27 protein-coding genes, 1 tRNA gene and 1 pseudogene are annotated in these 21,473 nt (G+C 42.0%); 5 read left to right on the top strand and 24 right to left on the bottom strand.

The genetic code is table 11. The features are described 5' to 3' along the window. From ACWJAF_RS11815 to ylxM, 20 genes and pseudogenes are all read right to left on the bottom strand, one after another. Positions 1–67: pseudogene (locus tag ACWJAF_RS11815) on the bottom strand (IS200/IS605 family transposase); the annotation flags it as partial. A 272-nt stretch (positions 68–339) separates the two neighbouring features. Then, positions 340–2,412 (bottom strand): ATP-binding protein, encoded by a 2,073-nt coding sequence (locus ACWJAF_RS11810; RefSeq protein WP_448864161.1) that lies wholly within the window; start codon positions 2,410–2,412, stop codon positions 340–342. A 351-nt stretch (positions 2,413–2,763) separates the two neighbouring features. Then, entirely contained in the window at positions 2,764–2,961 is a 198-nt protein-coding gene (locus tag ACWJAF_RS11805) for a hypothetical protein (protein ID WP_448864159.1), read from the bottom strand. A 233-nt stretch (positions 2,962–3,194) separates the two neighbouring features. Continuing rightward, the gene (locus ACWJAF_RS11800) at positions 3,195–3,641 is read right to left on the bottom strand and encodes a prepilin peptidase (RefSeq protein ID WP_448864157.1); all 447 of its coding nucleotides are present in this window, start codon (positions 3,639–3,641) and stop codon (positions 3,195–3,197) included. Positions 3,642–3,736: 95 nt separating this feature from the next. Next, on the bottom strand, positions 3,737–4,912 hold the full coding sequence (locus ACWJAF_RS11795; protein ID WP_448864154.1) for a ComEC/Rec2 family competence protein: 1,176 nt from the start codon (positions 4,910–4,912) through the stop codon (positions 3,737–3,739). 296 nt (positions 4,913–5,208) lie between these two features. Beyond that, positions 5,209–5,281 (bottom strand) — tRNA-Thr (locus ACWJAF_RS11790). 148 nt (positions 5,282–5,429) lie between these two features. After that, positions 5,430–6,323: a mechanosensitive ion channel family protein gene (locus tag ACWJAF_RS11785; RefSeq protein WP_296032704.1), complete on the bottom strand. Its 894-nt coding sequence runs from the start codon at positions 6,321–6,323 to the stop codon at positions 5,430–5,432. Between the two features lie 146 nt (positions 6,324–6,469). Further along, positions 6,470–7,309, bottom strand: coding sequence for a peptidoglycan editing factor PgeF (gene pgeF, locus ACWJAF_RS11780; protein WP_448864151.1), 840 nt, complete (start codon positions 7,307–7,309; stop codon positions 6,470–6,472). Between the two features lie 163 nt (positions 7,310–7,472). Then, positions 7,473–7,880 (bottom strand): YraN family protein, encoded by a 408-nt coding sequence (locus ACWJAF_RS11775; RefSeq protein ID WP_296093434.1) that lies wholly within the window; start codon positions 7,878–7,880, stop codon positions 7,473–7,475. Continuing rightward, complete coding sequence (locus tag ACWJAF_RS11770; protein ID WP_448864149.1) at positions 7,873–8,532, bottom strand: ribonuclease HII; 660 nt, start codon at positions 8,530–8,532, stop codon at positions 7,873–7,875. Before ACWJAF_RS11770 ends, ACWJAF_RS11775 begins: the two co-directional genes overlap by 8 nt. After that, a complete protein-coding gene (gene lepB / locus ACWJAF_RS11765; RefSeq protein ID WP_296032712.1) occupies positions 8,525–9,127 on the bottom strand; it encodes a signal peptidase I in 603 nt (200 codons plus the stop codon). Before lepB (ACWJAF_RS11765) ends, ACWJAF_RS11770 begins: the two co-directional genes overlap by 8 nt. 18 nt (positions 9,128–9,145) lie before the next feature. After that, positions 9,146–9,994, bottom strand: coding sequence for a ribosome biogenesis GTPase YlqF (ylqF, locus tag ACWJAF_RS11760; RefSeq protein WP_296032713.1), 849 nt, complete (start codon positions 9,992–9,994; stop codon positions 9,146–9,148). A gap of 13 nt (positions 9,995–10,007) precedes the next feature. Further along, complete coding sequence (gene lepB, locus ACWJAF_RS11755; RefSeq protein WP_330645949.1) at positions 10,008–10,673, bottom strand: signal peptidase I; 666 nt, start codon at positions 10,671–10,673, stop codon at positions 10,008–10,010. 113 nt (positions 10,674–10,786) lie between these two features. Continuing rightward, positions 10,787–11,134 (bottom strand): 50S ribosomal protein L19, encoded by a 348-nt coding sequence (gene rplS, locus ACWJAF_RS11750; RefSeq protein WP_022415029.1) that lies wholly within the window; start codon positions 11,132–11,134, stop codon positions 10,787–10,789. Between the two features lie 150 nt (positions 11,135–11,284). Then, entirely contained in the window at positions 11,285–12,025 is a 741-nt protein-coding gene (gene trmD / locus ACWJAF_RS11745) for a tRNA (guanosine(37)-N1)-methyltransferase TrmD (protein ID WP_448864146.1), read from the bottom strand. 14 nt (positions 12,026–12,039) lie between these two features. Next, complete coding sequence (gene rimM, locus ACWJAF_RS11740; protein ID WP_448864144.1) at positions 12,040–12,546, bottom strand: ribosome maturation factor RimM; 507 nt, start codon at positions 12,544–12,546, stop codon at positions 12,040–12,042. A gap of 102 nt (positions 12,547–12,648) precedes the next feature. Beyond that, positions 12,649–12,879, bottom strand: coding sequence for a KH domain-containing protein (locus ACWJAF_RS11735; protein WP_296032722.1), 231 nt, complete (start codon positions 12,877–12,879; stop codon positions 12,649–12,651). Positions 12,880–12,903: 24 nt separating this feature from the next. Continuing rightward, positions 12,904–13,149 (bottom strand): 30S ribosomal protein S16, encoded by a 246-nt coding sequence (gene rpsP, locus ACWJAF_RS11730; protein ID WP_296032725.1) that lies wholly within the window; start codon positions 13,147–13,149, stop codon positions 12,904–12,906. Positions 13,150–13,277: 128 nt separating this feature from the next. After that, entirely contained in the window at positions 13,278–14,630 is a 1,353-nt protein-coding gene (gene ffh, locus ACWJAF_RS11725) for a signal recognition particle protein (RefSeq protein ID WP_296032727.1), read from the bottom strand. A 1-nt stretch (position 14,631) separates the two neighbouring features. Further along, a complete protein-coding gene (gene ylxM / locus ACWJAF_RS11720; protein ID WP_330645953.1) occupies positions 14,632–14,976 on the bottom strand; it encodes a YlxM family DNA-binding protein in 345 nt (114 codons plus the stop codon). A gap of 251 nt (positions 14,977–15,227) precedes the next feature. On the opposite strand from ylxM, the gene ACWJAF_RS11715 reads away from it, so the two are divergent. From ACWJAF_RS11715 to ACWJAF_RS11700, 4 genes are all read left to right on the top strand, one after another. After that, positions 15,228–15,869: a J domain-containing protein gene (locus ACWJAF_RS11715; RefSeq protein WP_296032731.1), complete on the top strand. Its 642-nt coding sequence runs from the start codon at positions 15,228–15,230 to the stop codon at positions 15,867–15,869. Positions 15,870–15,934: 65 nt separating this feature from the next. Further along, positions 15,935–16,261 carry a chorion class high-cysteine HCB protein 13 gene (locus tag ACWJAF_RS11710; RefSeq protein ID WP_448864140.1) on the top strand — a complete coding sequence of 109 codons (327 nt, stop codon included), beginning with the start codon at positions 15,935–15,937 and terminating at the stop codon, positions 16,259–16,261. Positions 16,262–16,517: 256 nt separating this feature from the next. Beyond that, positions 16,518–17,030 carry a hypothetical protein gene (locus ACWJAF_RS11705; RefSeq protein ID WP_296093450.1) on the top strand — a complete coding sequence of 171 codons (513 nt, stop codon included), beginning with the start codon at positions 16,518–16,520 and terminating at the stop codon, positions 17,028–17,030. After that, positions 16,999–17,295, top strand: coding sequence for a hypothetical protein (locus ACWJAF_RS11700; protein ID WP_296032736.1), 297 nt, complete (start codon positions 16,999–17,001; stop codon positions 17,293–17,295). The genes ACWJAF_RS11705 and ACWJAF_RS11700 overlap by 32 nt, the downstream gene beginning before the upstream one ends. Here the strand turns inward: ACWJAF_RS11700 and ACWJAF_RS11695 are convergent. Continuing rightward, positions 17,292–17,768: an acyl-CoA thioesterase gene (locus ACWJAF_RS11695; RefSeq protein WP_296032737.1), complete on the bottom strand. Its 477-nt coding sequence runs from the start codon at positions 17,766–17,768 to the stop codon at positions 17,292–17,294. The genes ACWJAF_RS11700 and ACWJAF_RS11695 overlap by 4 nt on opposite strands. 202 nt (positions 17,769–17,970) lie before the next feature. Between ACWJAF_RS11695 and truA the strand changes: the two genes are divergently transcribed. Next, the gene (gene truA, locus ACWJAF_RS11690; RefSeq protein WP_448864137.1) at positions 17,971–18,711 is read left to right on the top strand and encodes a tRNA pseudouridine(38-40) synthase TruA; all 741 of its coding nucleotides are present in this window, start codon (positions 17,971–17,973) and stop codon (positions 18,709–18,711) included. A 224-nt stretch (positions 18,712–18,935) separates the two neighbouring features. On the opposite strand, the gene ACWJAF_RS11685 is transcribed toward truA, so the two are convergent. The 3 genes from ACWJAF_RS11685 to ACWJAF_RS11675 all read right to left on the bottom strand — a co-directional run. After that, positions 18,936–19,700, bottom strand: coding sequence for a DeoR/GlpR family DNA-binding transcription regulator (locus ACWJAF_RS11685; RefSeq protein WP_448864135.1), 765 nt, complete (start codon positions 19,698–19,700; stop codon positions 18,936–18,938). Positions 19,701–19,836: 136 nt separating this feature from the next. Continuing rightward, on the bottom strand, positions 19,837–20,946 hold the full coding sequence (locus tag ACWJAF_RS11680) for a cation diffusion facilitator family transporter (protein ID WP_448864133.1): 1,110 nt from the start codon (positions 20,944–20,946) through the stop codon (positions 19,837–19,839). A 210-nt stretch (positions 20,947–21,156) separates the two neighbouring features. Further along, the coding region (locus tag ACWJAF_RS11675) for a GntT/GntP/DsdX family permease (RefSeq protein ID WP_448864131.1) at positions 21,157–21,473 on the bottom strand (317 nt) is incomplete at its 5' end.

Genomic DNA, 21,473 nt, shown 5'->3' with positions numbered 1-21,473 from the left:
TTACAACCATGATCAGATGATAATACATCAAATATACTGAATGTGCATTATGATCCATTTTATCCATATAATCAGTCCTTTCTATTCTTTCGACTGATTATAGTATACCCTACTTCACGATATAGAACAAGTGTTCTGTATTCTTTTTCTGCAATTCATCTCCCACCTGTAGAGGAAGGAGAATTCTTGCTAACTTTTGTTAAAAGTGATAAAATAGCAAAACAATCATGTTTACAATAAGCTTCCATTCCTTTGATAATAACCATCCCGGTACACCACTCTGATGTCCTCTTTGCTATACCAGAAGTCAGGGAAATAGCATTTGAGAAGTTGCAACCACTACACACAATATTCACACAAAATTCTCTTTACGTTTTCAATTTTTATAGGCTTTGCCAAGTGAGCATTCATTCCTGCTGCGAGACACTTTTCTTTATCTTCTCTGAATGCATTTGCTGTCATGGCAATAATCGGGATTGTTTCAGCATCTGGACGTTTCAGTGACCGGATTGTTTTTGTCGCAGTAAGCCCATCCATTACAGGCATCATGATATCCATCAGAATTGCGTCAAAATAACCTTCCGGTTTCTCCTGAAATATTCTGACCGCCTGCAGTCCATCTTCTGCAACTGTCAGATTTGCACCTTCATCAGACAACAGCGTTTCCGCAATTTCTGCATTCAGTTCATTGTCCTCTACCAGCAATAAGTTTAATCCGCTGATATCCATCTGTGCTGCTGTTTTCTTTACTGTCTCTGGTGCGGGAGCAAGTTTAAACGGAATCCTGATGATAAAGGTTGATCCAACGCCTTTTTCGCTTTTAACTTCAATAGTTCCACCCATTTTTTCAATCAGACCTTTTACAATCGCCATTCCCAGTCCAATTCCCTGCTGTGTACTTCTTGCATCCTCTCTTTCCTGCGAAAACGGATCAAATATATGCTCCTGGTATTCCCTGCTCATACCAATGCCAGTATCAGTAATGGTCCACTCATATGTCGTAATTCCGTCAACAGCTTCTGCATAATCTAACACCGTTGTTATCTTTCCGCCAATTCGGTTATACTTAATGCAATTTCCATAAATATTAAGAAAAATTTGTCTTAAATGCACCGGACTTCCATAAATAAAAGGATATCGAAGCTCTTCCTTTTTTGCACGGAACTGCATCTGGATTCCTCTGTCTTTTGCCCGCTGTTCTATGATAGTCAGAACATCCTGACTTAATTCATCAAAGTTGATGATTTCCTGCGTCAGAGGTACATTTCCATCTTCGATTTTGCTCATCTGAAGAATATCATTAATAAGTGACAATAGGTAATCTGCAGCTACCTGCATTTTTCTGAAATTTTCCAGGACCAATTCCCTGTCATCAAAATGCTTCTCAGCAATTTTCATCAATCCGATAATTCCATTCAGCGGGGTTCTCATATCGTGAGACATCCTGGAGAGAAAATCAGACTTGCTTTTATTTGCTTTCTTTTCACTTTCCAAGGCAATTGATTTGTGCATGAAGTCATTTTTATCCAGCATGAGATTCCAATGTTCAATGGTTCCGTCTTCCTTTATTACTTTCTGTCCACGGTCTTCGATGTATTTGTATGTACCGTCCTTACAGCGTATCCGGTAAATAGTAGCATAATGATCGGAATAAGTATATTGATTTAATGCATCTGCAAGTCCGACCTTCACGTCATCTGGATGAACAAGGCCGATAATATTACCGCCAGAAGCGTCCAACAGTTCCTTTGGTGTTGCGTAACCGAGCATATTTGCAAATTGTTCTGAAACATATTTGAAAGAGTATTCCGGATCATCATTACTGATTTTGACGCCGCCAGGGATGGATATGGTAAATAACTCCAGCTGACTTTGCAGTTTCTTTGTTAATTCCTCAATCATAGCCGTATGCTTTTTCTCTTCTTCCAGAAGCTTCGCATACTCTCTGTTTGATTTTTCCAGTGCCCGCTCTTTTTCCTCTAAGCGGTAATGTTCTGTACGGTCAAGAACATAATTAACTGCAATGACATCTCCGGTTTCCTCTTCCCTATACAGGGCCATGTGATCTTCTGCAAGCATGGGTTCAAAAGTAGCAGTCCTGGTCCAATATCGGAACGATATATGACGTTCGCCATTTGCAAAACGCTTTAAAAGTCGTTCTCTGTCAAACTCGTGCAGAAAATCTTTAAGACCTTCCTCAGGTATGGTCAATGCCCATGCATCCACCAGACTCTGTAAGCTTGAGTTTTCCGGTAAACCTAATTGTTCATTCAGATTATATTTTTTTCCATTAACTACCTGATACATCGAACCACGTACAATATTCTTTGTGAGATTGATCACGCAGTATCCATCGGCAATAGCAAATACCGACTCTTCCAAAAAACGATTATTAATAATGTCCTGACTCATACAACTTCTCCTCGTTAATCTTCTAGTAAGAATTATATCTTTATTTTTGTGTATCCGTCAATAAAAAAGAGTGTGGTAACTATTCAAATACTTAGTCACCCATTTCTCCACCGATTCCCAAAGTGTACTTTGCTCCCACATGATATCCTGCTTTTTTCGCATATTGCATTTCTCCCTTCTGAAGTTCTCTTTTCAGTTACATGACTATACCAGAAGTCGAGAAATAGCAATTCATCAGATGTACCGAAAATGCGTGGAGGAGATTGGGGATAATAGACAATAGGGGAAAGCCGGAGAAAAAGAAAAGCCATGGTTCGTGCCATGACCTTTCAAAAGAACATATTTATTGTTTTATTCAGCCGTAACGCCTGCTAAATTGACTACTACATTATAAGAACTCTTATCATCATTTACAATGCTATTTCGACAATCTGCATCCGTACCTTCCATCCATATATATACTTTCGTTGTCACACCACCAGCAGTAACCTTTTCTGCTATTTTTCCTGAATTCTGTACCGGAATATGATAACTGTCACCATTTTTCACAGCTGCCCAGTTCTTTCCATTTTGATCAGTATATGTGGTTCCATATACATATGGATAATGAACTGTTTGTGTGGTAGAACTGCTTTCAACACAACTCCATCCGGCAGTTGCATTTTCATCGTTACCAACATCTTCCTCTTTGGATTTTTCTACATATACATACTATTTTTTGTTTTTATTATCCTTTTCACATCAAACAGCACAGTAAATATTTTATTTTTTTGCTTTTCATCTCAATTACAACCGCAGCACATAACCCGTATTATAATACCTGCCGCCAGAAATGGTCCCAATGGAAATGTATCTTTTCTTCCTATCTTTCCGTTCATCAGCATTCCGGCACAGTATATTCCGCTTAACACAATTCCTGTTACCGCGGCCTGTATAATCTCATTTCCACCAATCATCAGACCAGAAACTGCCATCAGTTTTATATCTCCTCCACCGAATCCGCCTCCTAAGTACACGGCAAGTAGCCACATAGGGACCGCCACGGCAACGGCTCCTATAATCCGTTCCTGCCATGGCAGTCCCATTTTCAAATACATCTCGCACAGCGCCAGACACATGATTGCCAGGTGGAACCGGTTATCAATTTTCTGATATTTCCAGTCTTTCCCCGCAATCACGCACAAGAGGCTGATATATATGATTGTAAATCCATATTTTAATGTGTTCATATTTTCTTTTGGATTCAATTCCTGCACTGATTCCTCACATCTACTATATTATCATAGCATAAGTTATCGTTTTAATCTCTAGATTGTTGTAATTTTTAATAACACTTACTGCACGGTCCAAGTCCCTCTGCTTCTGCCTGTGCCCTGGTCTCCTGTCTTGCGTTGTTTGGGTTCATACGTCCGCAGTTATTAATTCTGTGATACTTGGAACCTGTTGCAGATACCCACACCTGTTCCGTTGACGCATCTCCTGCTATAGCAGTATTATTCGAATTTCCTGATACTGCTGAAGCTGTTGTACCTGCTGCCGTGCTACTTCCACTGCTCGTTCCTGCCGGCTGGGTTCCCTGGTCTTCTTCATCTCCCGGGGTGTAATCATTGCAGGCTTCTGCACTCCAGCTTATGTCTGTACCGTTGCTGGCTGCGACAATCGTTCCCTGCTTATCTGTACGGTACACCTGGATACCCATGCTTTGGAACTTATCCATGGTATCTTTATCCGGATGGCCGTATTTGTTATTTTTTCCGCAGCTGATGATGGCATATTCCGGTACGGTCTTCTGTAAGAAATCCCAAGAGGAGGCTGTCGCTGATCCGTGGTGTCCCGGCACCAGTACGTCACAGCTTAAGTCTATGCCGGATGCACACATGGCGGCTTCGCTTTCATGCTCTGCGTCTCCAGTGAATACAAAGCTGTTCTGACCATTGACAAGCTTGATCGCTACGGAGTTATTGTTGCTTCCCTTAGTCTCGATCTTAGACGGTGCCAGAATCTCGAACGAGCCGCTTCCAAAGGAAAATGTCTTTCCTACTTTTGGATGTTGCATTTTTAGTCCGTCTGATTTTACGGCTTTTACAAATGACTTATAAAGCTTGCTTGTATGTACGTAGTTACTTGATATGACGTGTTTTACATCAAATGCATTCAGACATCCGATCAGTCCCGCCATATGATCGGCATCGTAGTGGCTGCTGATCAGGTAGTCAATCTTTGTAACACCCTGATCTTTCAGATAGGCAACTACGAAGCTCGATGTCTTCTTATCTCCGCCATCATAGATCATCGTCTTTCCTTCTGACTGCACCAGAATAGAAAGTCCCTGTCCGACATCCAGGAAATGTACTTTCATCTCTCCTGCATTCGTCTGACTGGCGCCTGTGGTTCCTGCTGCCTGGACCGTCTGTACATTTAGTCCAGATCCAATCATTCCGATCACGAATAGAATCGGGATCAGGATGGACAGCAGTTTTTGTTTCCATCTTTTTTTCATGTGTCTTTTTCCCCTTTCATCTCCACGAGTGGACGAGGCCAAGTTTTCAACTTACGGAACATCTACTCGTGAACGGTAATTATTATACTCGTATTTTAAAAAAAGGGAATACTTTTCTCATTGATTAATTTATATTTTTTGTTTATAATAATATCAAAATGGTTGTGACATATCTAAAGTATATCAGATATGTATATCTAAAATATCAGAAAGGATTTTTAGCTTCTCTTGCATACTTTAGCATCAAAAAAGAGCAATGCAATTTTCTTAAATCACATTACCCTCCTATTTATCCAAGCTGGAAATCGGACTTGAACCGACGACCCCTTCATTACGAGTGAAGTGCTCTACCAACTGAGCTATTCCAGCATTTGCGACTTTGACAGCCACAAATATTATTATACCGTATTTTTACATATTTGCAAGTGTTTTTTTAGCAGTTTTTCCAAACACCTGATATCCGTCCAGCCATATCAATTGTCGCCTTCAGATTCTTTCAAATGTATGCATATAAAACTTATGCATTCTCCGACATATGCACCGTCATCTGTGGATACGGAATTTCGATCTCATTTTCATCTAATGCAAGCTTGATTTCCTCCAGCATTCTCCATCTGGTATCCCAGTATTCTTCGTTTTTGACCCATGCACGTATGCCAAGTACAACTGCGCTGTCCGCGAGATCGTCAACGAATACGAGAATCTGTTCGTTTTTGATGATGCTTGCATCCTTCACCAGTACATTTTCGATGACGGATTTTACCTTTTTGATGTCTGCGTCATAAGAAATGCCGACACGCAGATCCAGTTGTCGTTCATCTTTTGCAGATGCATTGGTAATGCTATTGTTGGTCAGCATACCGTTTGGGATTACGATGGTCTTATTATCGATTGTTGTAAGTTTGGTGTAAAAGATCTGGATTTCCTTTACTGTTCCTTCTTTTCCATTGGTGTCTTCAATGATGTAATCTCCGACCGCAAATGGTTTCAGCAGCAGAATCAGGACACCGCCTGCAAAGTTCGAAAGACTTCCCTGTAAAGCAAGACCGATAGCTACACCACTCGATGCAACCAATGCTGCCACTGAAGTCGTATCAAATCCCAGACCTGAGATCAATGTGAAGATCAAAAGCGCATATAGACCGTATTTCAGCAGTGAATCTACGAACTGTTCCACGCCTTTATCTGCACCGGAACGCTCGAAGGATCTTCTTACAATCTTTCTGATCCATTTGATCACCAGACGGCCGACAAAAAATACAATCAGCGCCATAATTACCTGCAGTCCAAATGAAATCAATGATGGAATGCTGTCCTGCACGTATTGCGTCAGACGACTGACTTTATCCACGGCTTCCTGTGTTGCCTCTGTTACTTCCTGCGTTGTATCCGCAATTGTTGTATCTGTCATATGATATTTCCCCTTGTTTCATTCTGAATCACTACCCCTTCTATTTCAACCGGCTGAAGACATATATACCGCAAAGCAGGGTATATAGATTGCCAAAATGGTTTTTTAGACACATTTTAGGAGCACATGATTTTATTTTTGTAATTTTACTTTTCTTTCAGTGCAAGAAATGCACTTAAATTTCCCCTCTTATTTCCCGTCGTCCGGTGTGAGAACAGAATCTCCGGATTGCAGTGTGTACATACATTCGTCACTGCGATATGCTCCGGAACAATCCCGGCCTCCAGAAAGATCAGCTCATTCGCCTTCCAGAGGTTCAGCTGATACTTGCCGTTTTCCTTTTTATAAAAAAGTTCCGGCCAATATGTCTTATCAAAACTTTTCCGGAATTCTTCGATCACATCTTCGCTGACTTCATAGCAGTCCTGGCAGATGGATGGTCCGATAGCCGCATAGATATCTGCCGGATCAGAGCCATATGTCTCCTGCATCTTCTCAACGGTTACTTTTCCCATCTTTCTGACAGTTCCTCTCCATCCGGAATGGGACAGCCCGATGACTTTTTTCACCGGATCTACAAAATATAACGGGACACAGTCCGCATAGAATGTCACCAGGCAGATTCCCGGTACATTGGTAATCATACCGTCCGTCTCCATGAATCTTTTTCCTTTATCTTCTGCACGGACAACTGCTACATTCGTGGTATGTGTCTGATTCGTGTATGTAAAGTCTTCCGGCTTTACTCCGATCGCACGGGCAATCCGCCGTTCGTTCTCTTTTACATCTTCCGGATCATCGCCTCTGGTTGTGCTGATATTCATGGTCGCCCAACAGCCTTTGCTGACTCCGCCAAGTTTTGTGGAGAATCCATGATTGACAATTCCGGTCTTTTCTAACATCGGATAGCTTAAGAATGGTACTCCCACCACTTCTTTTTCTTCAAATATGTATTTCTGATTTTTATAATGTAAGCCCAGACTCATGTTCCCGCCTTTTATCCTTTCCTGTGTATGATACATTTTCACAATCCCGCAGTATTATTCTCTTATATTTTAAAGCACATCTAAAAAACAATTCTGTATTCGTGTTGCAGAATTCGCCTCATTTCACATCTAATATAAATATCCACATTTTTTGACACTCATATTATTCTATATAATCAAACGCATTCTCATAATGTATGATTTCCAGTCCGCTCATATCTGAGGATTCTTTTAACAGTTCCACTTCAGGAATACCCTCACAGCTTATCACATCAAACCTGCATGGCCGGTCTTCCATATGATGCGTCATAATATAATACAATGCACTTTTTGAAATCACCCTCTGTTTTGCATAATCGACCGCCTCCGACGGATGTCCTTTCCGGTCAGATCCACGGTACTTTACCTCACAGAACACCAGATACTCCCCATCTTCAGCAATAATATCAATCTCGCCACACTTACAGCGATAATTATATTCCAGAATCCGGCAGCCTTTCTCCTCCAGAAAGGCGCCGGCTATCTTTTCATAACGAGTTCCTGTTTCCCGGTTATTTTTCTTCTTATACATATTTCTTTATAAACGTCATCCTGTGTATCGGTGATGGTCCCAATTCTTTCAGTCCTTCGATATGCTTCTTCGTTCCATATCCTTTATTACTTGCAAAGTCATACCCCGGAAGCACGCTGTCATACTCTACCATCAGGCGGTCCCTGGTTACTTTGGCTATGATACTTGCCGCTGCGATAGACACGCTTTTAGCATCTCCCTTGATGATTGGTACCTGTGCGATATCCACTTCCGGTATCGTCACCGCGTCATTCAGCAAAAGATCCGGTGTAACACCAAGATTCTGGATTGCCATACGCATTGCTTCATATGTTGCCTGCAGGATATTGATCTCATCAATCCTTGCCGGACTTACGATACCAATTCCGGTTGCAACTGCACGCTCCATGATCTCATCATATAACACTTCACGTTTCTTCTCTGATAACTTCTTCGAATCATTCAGATACAGGATCGGATCGTCTTTTGGAAGGATTACGGCTCCCGCCACAACCGGACCTGCGAATGGTCCACGTCCGACTTCATCGATTCCGCAGATGTACTGGCAGTCGCTATACTGCTTCTCGTACACACTCATCTCCGCTGTGCGTTCCAGTTCTTTCTGAAGCTTTTCTTCTTGTTTTCTCTTTTTCTCTTCTTCTCGTTTATTCATGCCGAATTACTCCCACATTGTTAAATGGATAGATCCGTACCCATGCTCTTCCCATCAGGTCACTCTTTTTTAAGACACCGACACTTGGATCACGGCTGTCCATACTGTGATTGCGGTTATCTCCCATTACAAAATATTCATCTTCTCCTAGCGTTACCGGATCTTCTGCCGTCTGCGGATCTTCGATCAGTTCATTTCCATAAATGTCACTTGTAAGCTGTTCACCATCTATGTATACATAACCATCTTTGATCTGCAGGGTCTCTCCCGGCATGCCAATGATACGCTTGATATAATAGGTGTTTTCTTCATATTTATATGGAAATACGATGATATCATATCGCTTCGGATCCCGGAACCGGTAAGATAATTTATCCACGATCAGATTGTCTCCGTTATGTAATGTCGTTTCCATCGACGAACCACTGACCCTTGTCCGCTGCCCTACAAATGTAATGATCAGATATGTAAGCCCGATAATAATCAGTATATAAAGAATCCAGCCGCCAAGTTCTCTTAGTATGCTGGATTCTCTTTCTTCTCCGGAATCATAGGAATCGTATCTTTCGTCATCTCTGTTTGAACGTCTTGCCATTTTTCCGTATGATCCTTCCTAAAACTGTTCTGGATATTCCAGTGTCAGGCGTCCCAGACGTCCGTTACGGAAATCGTCCATCAAAAGTTGTGATGCTTTTTCCGTATCCAGTTCGTTTCCACGCACAAGACAGTGTCTGCTCTGTGCGATCTTTGCGATCATTCCATACGGATCTGCATCTTCTTCTACGTTATACTTGTTCTCCAGTACTCCCGGATAGTTCTCATTCATGAATTTTACAAGTTCTGCTGTCAGTTCCTCGGTCTGGATGATCTCGTCTTTGATCGAACCGATGAATGCCAGTTTCAGACCGACTGCCTGGTCTTCGAATTTTGGCCACAGGATTCCCGGTGTGTCCAGAAGTTCTACGTTCTTATTCAGTCTGATCCATTGTTTTCCTTTTGTAACGCCTGGTTTGTTACCCGTCTTCGCACAGGCTTTTCCTGCCAGCGCATTGATGAATGTCGACTTTCCTACATTCGGGATGCCGACGACCATCGCACGCACCGGACGATTTAAGATGCCTCTTTTTCTGTCTCTTTCAATCTTTTCTTTACATGCTTCCTGGATCACGTTGTTAATCGACTTGATTCCACCGCCTTTTTTGGAATTGACTTTTACAACAGAAAATCCTTTTTCGCGGAAATATTCTGACCATGCGTCGTTCCATTTATCTTCTGCAAGGTCTGATTTGTTCAGCAGGATCAGTCTTGCTTTGTTCTTGCCAAGTTCGTCGATGTCCGGGTTTCTGCTGCTTACCGGAACTCTTGCGTCTACCAGTTCGATCACAAGATCGATCAATTTGATATTTTCCTGCATCATGCGCTTTGCTTTTGTCATGTGCCCTGGATACCACTGAAAATGCATATATTTTTCTCCTTTATTTTATAAATCCAAAGTCTTCTCTCGGGGACGATACAAACCATGCCTTCCCATAGATATAAGAACGTTTTACCTTTCCTATATCTGCATTTCTGCTGTCCTCGCTGTTCTTACGGTTGTCTCCCAGTACAAAATATTCGTCTCCGCCAAGTTTTACCTTTTCTGCGGCGATTCCGGCAGAGTCAATCTCTGTCGTCTCATAATCTTCTTCTAACTTTTCGCCATTGATGAAGATTTTATTTTCAATCATCTGCACGGTCTCTCCCGGAAGTCCTACAATACGCTTCGTATAGTAATGTGCATTCTCATTCCCCTTTGGCTTAAATACGATAATATCTCCCCTTTTTGGTGACGATGCATTATATACGATTCTGTTCACCAATACCATGTCCGCATTATTCAGCACCGGATTCATAGAATTTCCTATTGTGCTTACGCGCTGTCCAAAATAATATACAGCGACAAATGCCAGCAGACAGGTGACTGCGATTTTAAACGCCCAGATCAGTCCTGCAATTACCGAATCAAAACTCATACGGATCTTTTGCTTCTGTGTTGGCAGCATTCCGATCTCGCGCATCTTTGCTTTTACTTTTTTCTTCCGGTACCTGGCTTTTCTGGAGCGTCTTCGTTTTTCAAAATCCAGATCTCTTCTGCGTCTCATATAATCCCCTTATCTTTAGGACCTGTCATTGACAGATCCTTACGAATATATGGTAATATCACAAAAAGGACAATTACTTTATGTAGTTGTCCTTTTCACATTCAATTTCCTGATTATTTTACTAATTCTTTAACTTTAGCTTTCTTACCAACGCGGTCTCTTAAGTAGTTCAGTTTAGCTCTTCTTACTTTACCTCTTCTTACTACTTCAATCTTTTCAACGTTTGGTGAGTGTACTGGCCAAGTCTTTTCAACACCGATACCGTTAGAGAATTTTCTAACTGTAAATGTTTCTCTTGCTCCGCCACCCTGTCTCTTCAGGACTGTTCCTTCGAAAATCTGTACTCTTTCACGGTTTCCTTCTTTGATCTTTCCGTAAACTTTAACAGTATCTCCAACGTGGAATTCTGGTGCTACTTCTTTTAACTGAGCAGCTTCAATGTTCTTAATAATATCGTTCATTATGTGTGACCTCCTTGTTTACTTGGATGTTCTTAATACGCTTCGTACCAGAGGACCATCTATTTTCTTCACAACATGCTACATTCTATCATATCCCTGACCAAATTACAAGGATTTTTTCGTTTTTCTGATTAATTCTGCCATAGAATTTTACTGCTGTTCAGACAGTGATTTAACTAATTCCAATTCTTTTTTGGTAAGTTCGGCTTTTTCAAGCAGATCCGGACGGTTCTTAGCTGTACGGATCACTGACTGCTCTCTTCTCCACTTTTCAATATTGGCATGATGTCCGGACATCAGTACCTCCGGTACCTTCTTATCATGCCAGACTTCCGGTCTTGAATACTGCGGATATTCCAGCAGGTTATCCTGAAAGCTTTCGAATTCTGCAGATACATCATTATGAAGCACACCCGGCACCAGTCTTGAGATACAGTCGATCATGATCATCGCCGGAAGTTCCCCGCCGGTCAGGACATAGTCCCCGATGGATACATAATCTGTAACGATTTCTTCCAGGACACGTTCGTCGATTCCTTCATAATGTCCGCACAAGAAGACCAGATCCTCTTCTTGTGCAAATTCTTCTGCCATTGTCTGGTTAAATGTCTGTCCCTGCGGAGAGAGATAGATCACTCTTGCTCTCTTTTTCTGCTTTATCTTCTCCGTTAACGCCTCATAACACTGATACACCGGTTCTGCCTGCATCAGCATCCCGGCACCGCCGCCATACGGGTAATCATCTACACTGTGGTGCTTGTTAAATGCATAATCACGGATATTCAACGCCTCTATCGACAGAAGTCCATTCTTCACCGCACGTCCGATGATGCTGGTATTTAACCCGTCCATCACCATCTCCGGAAATAAAGTCATAATATAAAAATTCATATAACCCAAGCCTCCTAGATCAGTCCATCCATCAGATGAATCGTCATCTTACGGTTTTCTACGTCTACCTCCAGAATGCATTCTTTGATAGCCGGAACCAGTACTTCACCGTGTTCCTCCGTATCGATTACATAGACATCATTTGCTCCGGTCTCCATAACATCTTTCAGGGTTCCGAATACCTCCCCGTCTTCTGTCTCTACCTGGATTCCGATCATATCAGCAATAAAGTATTCATCCTCTTTCAGTTCCACGGCGTCTTTACGCTCTACCAGCAGCGGACATCTTTTGTATCTTTCAATGTCATTGATGTTGTCGATTCCTTTGAACTTCAGGATTACAAACTGTTTGAAGAATTTTACACCCTGGATTTCCAGTGGTTTCATCTCTCTTCCGGTATCCAAAAGTACATGCTTCAATTTTTTAAATCTGGCTGCATCGTCTGTTGTCGGGAATACTTTTACTTCCCCACGCACGCCATGTGTAGAGGTGATTACACCTACTTGTAATAATTCTTCCATATATCTATACTCCTTATATTCTGGTATCTATAGAAGATAAAAGGGACAGACCACACAAACGGGCCTGTCCCCGGACAAAATGGGTCATCCCCATCCATATACTTAGTCCATGATATCAACGATAACTTTCTTATCTTCTTTTGCTGCAGCGGCTTTCACAACTGAGCGGATTGCCTTTGCAATGCGTCCCTGTTTTCCGATTACTTTACCCATATCGGCTTCTGCAACCTTAACTTCCAGGACTGTTGTTTTCTTTTCTTCGCGTTCATTTACTACAACGCTTTCCGGATCGTCGACTAATGCTTTCGCAATTACTTCAACTAATTCCTTCATAATTGCACACCTCCAGTGGCATAATTATTTTTCGATGCCAGCTGCTTTTAAGATCTTTGCAACAGCTTCTGTAGGCTGAGCACCATTTGCAAGCCATTTTTTAGCTGCTTCTTCGTCAACTTTGATTGCGCTTGGATCGCAGTTAGGATCGTATGTTCCGATCTCGTCGATGAATTTACCATCTCTTGGTGATCTAGAATCTGCTACGATGATTCTATAGAAAGGAGCCTTCTTCTGTCCCATTCTTCTTAATCTCATTTTTACTGCCATGTTAAATTACCTCCATAAATTGTAATATTTTCATTATTTGTTTTTGTATCTATATAACGCGGAATTCGCGGTATATCATAATTCTTTGTGCTGTCTTTTGGATGTCGTCTTTATGCATCCCTTACCAGCTAAAATGGAAATCCGAATTTTTTCTTCTTTCCTGCTTTGCCAAATTGCTTCATTAGCTTTTTCATCTCATTGAACTGTTTTACCATACGGTTCACTTCACTGATGTCCACTCCTGCACCTTTGGCAATACGATGCTTTCTGGATGGGCTAAGGATATCCGGATCTGATCTTTCTGCCGGTGTCATAGAATGAATCATTGCTTCCATTCTTGCCATCTTCTTTTCCGCCTCAGCAGTCTGTTCATCATCGATTCCCTTCATCTTGCCGCCCATGGCTCCGCCGATACCCGGCAGCATGCTCATGACATTTCCAAGACCACCCATGTTCTTCATCTGTTTGATACTTTCCAGATAATCGTCAAAGTCAAACTGATTCTTCTTAAGTTTCTGGGTCATCTCCCTGGCTTTTTCTTCATCAATCTCTGCTTCTGCTTTTTCAATCAATGAAAGGACATCACCCATTCCAAGGATTCTGGATGCCATACGGTCTGGATAAAACTGTTCCAGATCTGAAAGCTTTTCTCCCATACCTACATAGAGGATTGGCTTTCCTGTTACTGCTTTTACTGACAGTGCCGCACCACCACGGGTGTCACCATCAAGCTTGGTTACGATCACACCGTCGATGCCGACTTTTTCGTTGAACTCTTTTGCCACATTTACGGCATCCTGTCCTGTCATCGCATCAATTACGAGTATGGTCTGATGTACTTCTACTGCCTGCTTAATCTCTGCAAGCTCTTCCATCATGTCTTCATCTATATGAAGTCGTCCTGCTGTATCGAGAATGACCAGATTGTTGCCATTCTTCTGCGCATGTTCCAGTGCCGCTTTAGCGATGTTCGCCGGCTTGTGATTCTCACCCATGGAGAATACTTCCACGCCCTGCTTCTCACCATTGACCTGTAACTGCTTAATCGCAGCCGGTCTGTAGACATCACATGCAACCAGCAGTGGTTTCTTGCCTTTTAGTTTGAACTTTCCGGCAAGCTTTGCAGTTGTCGTCGTCTTACCTGCTCCCTGAAGTCCGGCCATCATAATGACGGTAATTGCACTTCCCGGCTGAAGCTTGATCTCTGTGGTCTCAGATCCCATCAGTTCGATCAGTTCGTCATTTACAATCTTGACTACCATCTGTCCCGGATTCAGACCATTCATTACGTCCTGACCGATCGCGCGTTCCTGTACTTTTTTGATAAAGTCTTTTACAACTTTAAAGTTAACATCGGCTGCAAGCAGCGCACGCTTAATCTCTTTTAACGCTTCTTTTACATCGTCTTCTGTCAGACGCCCCTTGCTCCGCAGGTTCTTAAATATGTTTTGAAGTTTTTCTGTCAAGCTGTCAAATGCCATGCTATAACTCCTCTATAATCTCATCGGATATCTTGCGGATGTCTGCAACAAGCTGCTGTGCATTCTCCTTATCGTATCCGTCCAGCAATTCGTCTATCTGCTTTACTTTGTCTCTGATCGACACGAACTTCTCTACCAGATGAAGTTTCTCTTCGTAGCCTTTCAGTGTATGGGAACATCTCTTTACCAGATCGTGTACACCCTGTCTGCTGATTCCTTCTTCTCTGGCAATCTCACCAAGAGATAGGTCTTCCAGAACAAACTGCTCATACACTTCTTTCTGATGATCTGTCAGAAGTTCGCCATAAAAATCATATAATAATGCCTGTTCTAATATTTCATTCATGTCTCTCACCTGTGATATCATATAACAAATCCCACTGGGTGTCAAGTATTTTTTCTTTACACTTAATCATAATTTTTATCTGGAAGTTGCTATTCAGAAAATTCCTGCCGGTGAATAGTAACAACAGCAGTTTTATATTTGTATATTTTCTACATTTTATCTTTTGACTATAGTCATAAAATATAGTAATATAAGCTTCGGAATATTTTCCACGCTTACATCATATATTTATTAAGGGGAGAATATATCATATGGCGAAAAAGAACTACTATAAAATACTTGGCGTATCCCAGACTGCCACGCCCGAGGAATTATCTGCTGCCAAGAATCTGCTGGCCAAGCAGTATCATCCCGATGTCAATATGAAAAAAGGGATTGACACCACAAAGCAGATGCAGCTGATCCTTGAAGCCTACCGGGTCTTATCCGATCCCGATAAGCGCGCAGCCTACGATACGAAACTTTTCGGCAAAAAGTCAGCCAAAAAGAAACGAAGTTTTAACATATATAATATGGAAGAAACTCCTTTTCCGGAAGAAGTTTCTTTTGTTACATACTGGCGGGTTGCAGACTCTCTTTACGAGATCACTCAGGAAAGTAACCGCCTCTTCAAAGAACGCACACATGCCTACCGCCTTTCGCAACTGGCGGATCAGGCGATTCATTATACCTTTGTATTAAAGGATGCCCAGATACCGGCCCGTTACTGGCACCCGGAGATTATGAACTGGCTTTTATTTACCTGGAACAAGAACCGTAATCTTCCGATCTCTTATCTTCTGACTCTGTATGATGATTATGTAAAAACGGATGTCAACACATTAAAACGTCTGAAGCTAAAAAGAGAGGCCAAACATTTCCAGCATTCGGTAAAGCGGCTTGTGAACTTTTAAATTTCTCACACATCTGCCTCTTTTGCATATGATGTACTGTAAACATCATTATTGGAGGATTCAATATGAGCGATTTAAGTACAGCAAACTGTGGATGCGGATGCGAAGGACGCGACAGATTCGGCGGAGACTGCGGATGCGGCGGATGTGGTAATGGTTGTGGATGTAACAACGGATGCGGATTCGGCAACAACAGTTGTCTGTGGATCATCCTTCTCCTGTGCTGCTGTGGTGGATTCGGCAATAACGGCTGTGGCGGCGGATGTGGATGTGGCAACGACAGCTGCCTGTGGATCATCCTTCTCCTGTGCTGCTGTGGCGGATTCGGCAATAACGGCTGTGGATGCGGCAATGGTTGCGGATGCGGCGGCGGATGCGGATGTGGATGCTAAACCTTCTTTTGTATACCTTGCTATTCCCGGGACGGAGTTTTTACTTCGTCCTTTTTCTGTCCCCATAATCATCATACTGTTTCTCTGCACTCATACATTTCCACCTTCTTTTGAGTGGTTTCATCATTCTGCTCTTCATTCTATCTTTGCTGTCATACACTCCCACTTTCTTTCATATGATATAACTGGAAGTTACCTGGTCAGAATTTTCCTGTGCCTGGTTACTGCCGCAAGCGCTGATACAGGAGGATTTTCTATGGCAGGAAGGATTTCAAAACCAATGACACCATTTGATAAATCTGTCACACCCTCCTATTTGTATAAACTGAAGCTTTTTCTGCCATTTCTCCCTCCTGCCAGCCAGCGTTTTCTTGGTATTTATATCAAATTTCTGGAATTCCGGGTTACTTTGGATTCTTTCCGTGGATTTCCGGTCCATACATTTTCCCTTCATTCTCTGGATGAACTGACTCCGTATATGGACGAACAGGAATGTAATATGATGGAACAGATCTCATCCATGATACAGATGATGGAAATGTTCCAGGGAATGTCTTCGGATCCCGGTATCTTCTCTGGTGCGCATGGAGATTCTGACCACGCTTCCGGGAATCCATTTTCCAATCCTCTGGACTTTTTTAAAAATATGATGTCCGGGGAAGAACAGTCGGAATTTCAGAATTATATGAACCTTTTCGACCAGGAACTTGATCAATGTGAAAAAGGAGATGGTACGCATGAACGAATGGATGAATCATCCGGATCTTAAAAATATGGATCCTGTCAAGCTGGAACTTATCAAACTTGCCTCCAGACAGACCGCAGGAAAAAACGGACGGTCTCTCGCCCCTGTTATGATGGCCCTGATCACCAGTGCCAATAAAAAAGGGATCAGCTTCACCCCTCAGGAAATGTCTCTGATCCTTGATATTCTAAAAGAAGGGAAATCCCCGGAAGAACAAAGTCAGATCGATCAGATGGTCCATATGGTGCGCAGTCATATGAAAAGCAATGTAAAAAAAGAAGGGTTTTAAAGCCCTTCTTCCTTGCGCATCATACGTATTTGTCTTCTTTTTTCGCCTTTGACCCACTCTTCTTTTTCTTCTTCTGTTTCCAGTTCCAGTCGTGGTACTGCGGTTGGCTTGTCATTTTCATCCAGTGCCACCATCGTAAAGAATGCGTGATTGATCGGTGTACGCTCTCCGTTCAATGCCTCCACATACGTATCTACCTTTACTTCCATCGACGTAGTTCCGACATAGGTGACTTTTCCAATAATCACTACTGTATCTTTCAGATATGCCCCGCGCAGGAATCTTAAGTTATCAACAGATGCCGTGATCACATTCTTTCTGGCGTGACGCTTCCCCACCATGCCTGCCACTTCGTCGATCCACTGCATAAGCTCTCCTCCGAACAGTCGCTCTGCTGCATTCAGATGCTGTGGTCTTACCATATGAACGGTCTCTACGATAGACTCAGATACTTTTCTGCTCTCAACTTCCATGAAAACACCTCTCTTTTTCTTTTTAAGCTCTTTTATTATAGCACAGGATTTGCTATACTTAAAACGATTTGAAATTATGTATTCCGACAAATACAAAATAAAAATTAAGACCATGTCACTGTCCACACATAACATAACCAGTGACAAAAACAACAATACAGAACAAAAGCTGTCTTTAATAAAGCAGCGGAATGGAGTTTTCATGAGAAATATAAAATTAATGATCGAATATGACGGAAGCCGTTATCAGGGATGGACCCGTCTTGGAAAAGATGAATCCGGCAATACCATTTCCAATAAGATTCTGGAAGTATTAAGAAAAATGACCGGTGAAGATGATATCGAATTATTCTGTGGCTGCCGCACAGAAGTTGGTGTACATGCTTATGCACAGATCGCCAACTTTAAAACTTCCTGTGATGCCAGCACAAAGAATATCAAGCACTATCTCAACCGTTATCTTCCAATGGACATTGCAATCCTGGATGTCAAAGAGATGCCGGAGCGCTTCCATGCACAGTTAAATGCTACATCTAAGACATACGTCTACCGTATGACAATCGATGACGTACCAAGTGTCTTCGACCGCAAATATACGTATCACTGCTACCGCATCCCGGACAAGCACCTGATGCAGCTGGCTGCAGAGCAGATTGTTGGAAAGCATGATTTCCGTAACTTCTCTACTGCAAAGAGAACAAAATCTACTGTACGTGAAGTCTATGATATTGATATCTACGGCGATATCGAGGAAATGCAGATTACGATCCATGCAGATGATTTTCTTCACAACATGGCAAGAATCATCATCGGTACTCTTCTGGATGTCGGACTTGGCAATCGTTCAGTGAATGATATTCCGGATATTTTTGAAAGTTTGCTGCCTTATAGTGCGCCTTGTGATCCGAAAGGGTTGTATTTGCAGGAGATTACTTACAAATAAATGTGGGTGTGTGATGTCACAAATGGGTAGTTAGTGAACGAAAAGCGTATAATGTATCGAAACGGCGCCGCTCCCTGCGGTCAATGTCGCCTTATTCGATACATTATACGCTATTCTTGCCATAGGTTTTGGATTTGTAGCTTTGAGCAATATTATTTTTTATTCTTTTTCCAGATTTATTATAGACTATTTTCTGCAACAGTCTTTTTTGTAGTTTTCTTCTTTTATACTTCCTCTTCCGGTTTGGCTTCTATGATTTTTACGCCCCGGGTGTGGATTTTTTGTAGTTCTTCCAGGGTGAATTTCCGATCGGTGATGACTCCGGTGTAGTCTTCTAGCTGGTTGATCCAGGTCATGGATTGTTTGCCAAATTTTGACCGGTCTACTACCAGGTATGATCTTGCGCATTGTCTTGGTACCTGGCGTTTCAGCCACATTTTTTCGTGTGTTGGTGTGGTTACCTGGAGTTCTTCATTGATGGATGCTGCCCCGAAGAATCCTACATCAAACCGGAAGTCTTTTAGCATCTCTGTTGCATATCTTCCGAACAGGCTTCCTGTTTCTTTTTGTACTAATCCGCCACAGATATAGACTCTTGCGTCGCTGTTTTTCAATACCTGTGCGATTTCAAGGTCATTTGTTACGATGATGATCTCTGGAATATCCCGGATCAGTTTTGCGATCTCGCAGGTTGTTGTTCCTGCGTCCAAAAAGATAGAATCTCCCGGGTTGATGTATTCCACACATTTTTTTGCAATGGCTTCTTTGCTGTCTTTGTTACTTGTCTGCTTAGTCTCGTATGCGACTTCCTGTTTTGCTACTGCTCCCCCATGGCAGCGTTCGATCATATTACTATTCTGGAGTTTTACCAGGTCTCTGCGGATTGTCATGGCACTGACATCAAGTTCTTTTGCCAGTTCGTCCACCTGCACGCTTCCATTCTCCCTGATCAGTTCGACTATCATTGCCTGTCTTTCTGCTGCAAGCATCTTCATCTACCTCCCTGTTTCATGCAATTTTTCATTATTCCCCAGTTGTATATGCCTATGTCTATATTCCTTGCATCCGGCTTTTCACTGTCTTCATGGCATTTCAATTGTTGTCTGTATTTTTAACAACCTCTGCTTATACGAATTCCGTTTCAATCGTTAATGCAATCTTATGTTGCGGATACTGTTCTTTCATATATATTTCAAATGATTCTCTCATCTCTTCCCAGTCTTTTAACGCATAGTCTACAATAAAATCACAATAGATCGTATCAGTATCTTTACTCAGGTATAAGGCATGAAAGCTCTTTACATGCTCCTGTGACCGGACGAATTTTCCGATATATTTTCGTAATTCTGACACGCTTGCGGTATCTTCGTCTACCGCATAGATTCCAAACACCATCGTTACGTGATATTCTTCCATGATCCTAAGCTGGAGTTTGTGAATTTCTTCGTATACCTCTCCGATATTTCTCTTATGATCGATCTCGATATTGACCGATCCGGAGTAACGGTCCGGTCCGTAATCGTGCAGCATCATGTCTATCGCACTGATGACACCATCTGTCGCACGGACTTCTCTGTATATTTTCTTTGCCAGTTCTTCTTTTCCAGGTCTTCCAATCAGGTCTGCCGCTGTACTTTTCAGTGATTCAATCCCACTTTTTATAACCACAATTGAAAATATGATTCCTGCATACGCATCCAGTGAAAATCCCGTAAATAAAAATATCACCGATGACAGAATAGTAAGAATGGAAAAGCATGCATCATTTCTTCCTTCTTCTCCAACTGCAAGAAGCGCTTCATATTCTACCGATTTTGCCACTTTCACCGTATAGATTCCAAGGAAGAATTTGATCACTGCGGTTACTGCGACAATGATGATCGCCAGCATACTGACATTCATTTCCGATGGATGAAAGATACCATCTACGGATTCTTTTAACATCTCTATTCCTGCATACAGGATTAATATCCCGACTACCATTCCAGTCAGATACTCGATCCTTCCATAGCCAAATGGATGCTTTTCATCCGGATGTCTGGCCGATAACTTGCTTCCTACATAGGTCAGGAATGAAGATCCTGCATCCGTTGCATTATTAATTCCTTCTGATACGATCGCAATCGATGAAGCCAGCATTCCGATGATAATTTTCACAACTGCAATCAATAAATTAACCAGAATTCCAAGCACTGATGTTCTGACAATCCGGGCCTGGCGTGTTGTTTCTTTCATAATTTTACTTTTTCCTGCTTTCTTTTATAAATTTCCCTTTTCAGATGTCTTCATGATAACATGGCTGGAATTTTTTTACAAGAATGCGGTCTGTACGCTTCTCTTGCATACTATAGCATCCACAAAAGCCGGTTAAAAGATCTATCCTGAATTTTGATAACAAAATTCTTTTCTTCCAACCGGCTTTTATATATGTTTTATGTAATGTATTTACATGAAGATATTCAGAATCAGTACTTCTACCACACCGACTGCCCATGCAACCGTTGATGTCACTGACCAGATCGTCAACTGGTCTTTTGCTTCGCTGACTCCTAAGGTTCTGTTTACTACCCAGAAGTAACTGTCGTTAAAGTATCCGAAGAATAAAGATCCTACACAGCATGCCACTGCTCCGAGGATCGGGCTTACGCCTGATGCTGCGATGATTGGTGCTGTGATACTTGCTGCTGTTGTCATTGCTACTGTTCCTGATCCCTGGATGAATCTCATCGCTGTTGAGATCAGAAGTGGCAGGATGATGATCG

The organism is Dorea sp., assembly GCF_977044405.1.
Note: the sequence above shows the minus strand (reverse complement) of the source record. Positions and strands in the feature narration are given on the sequence as shown.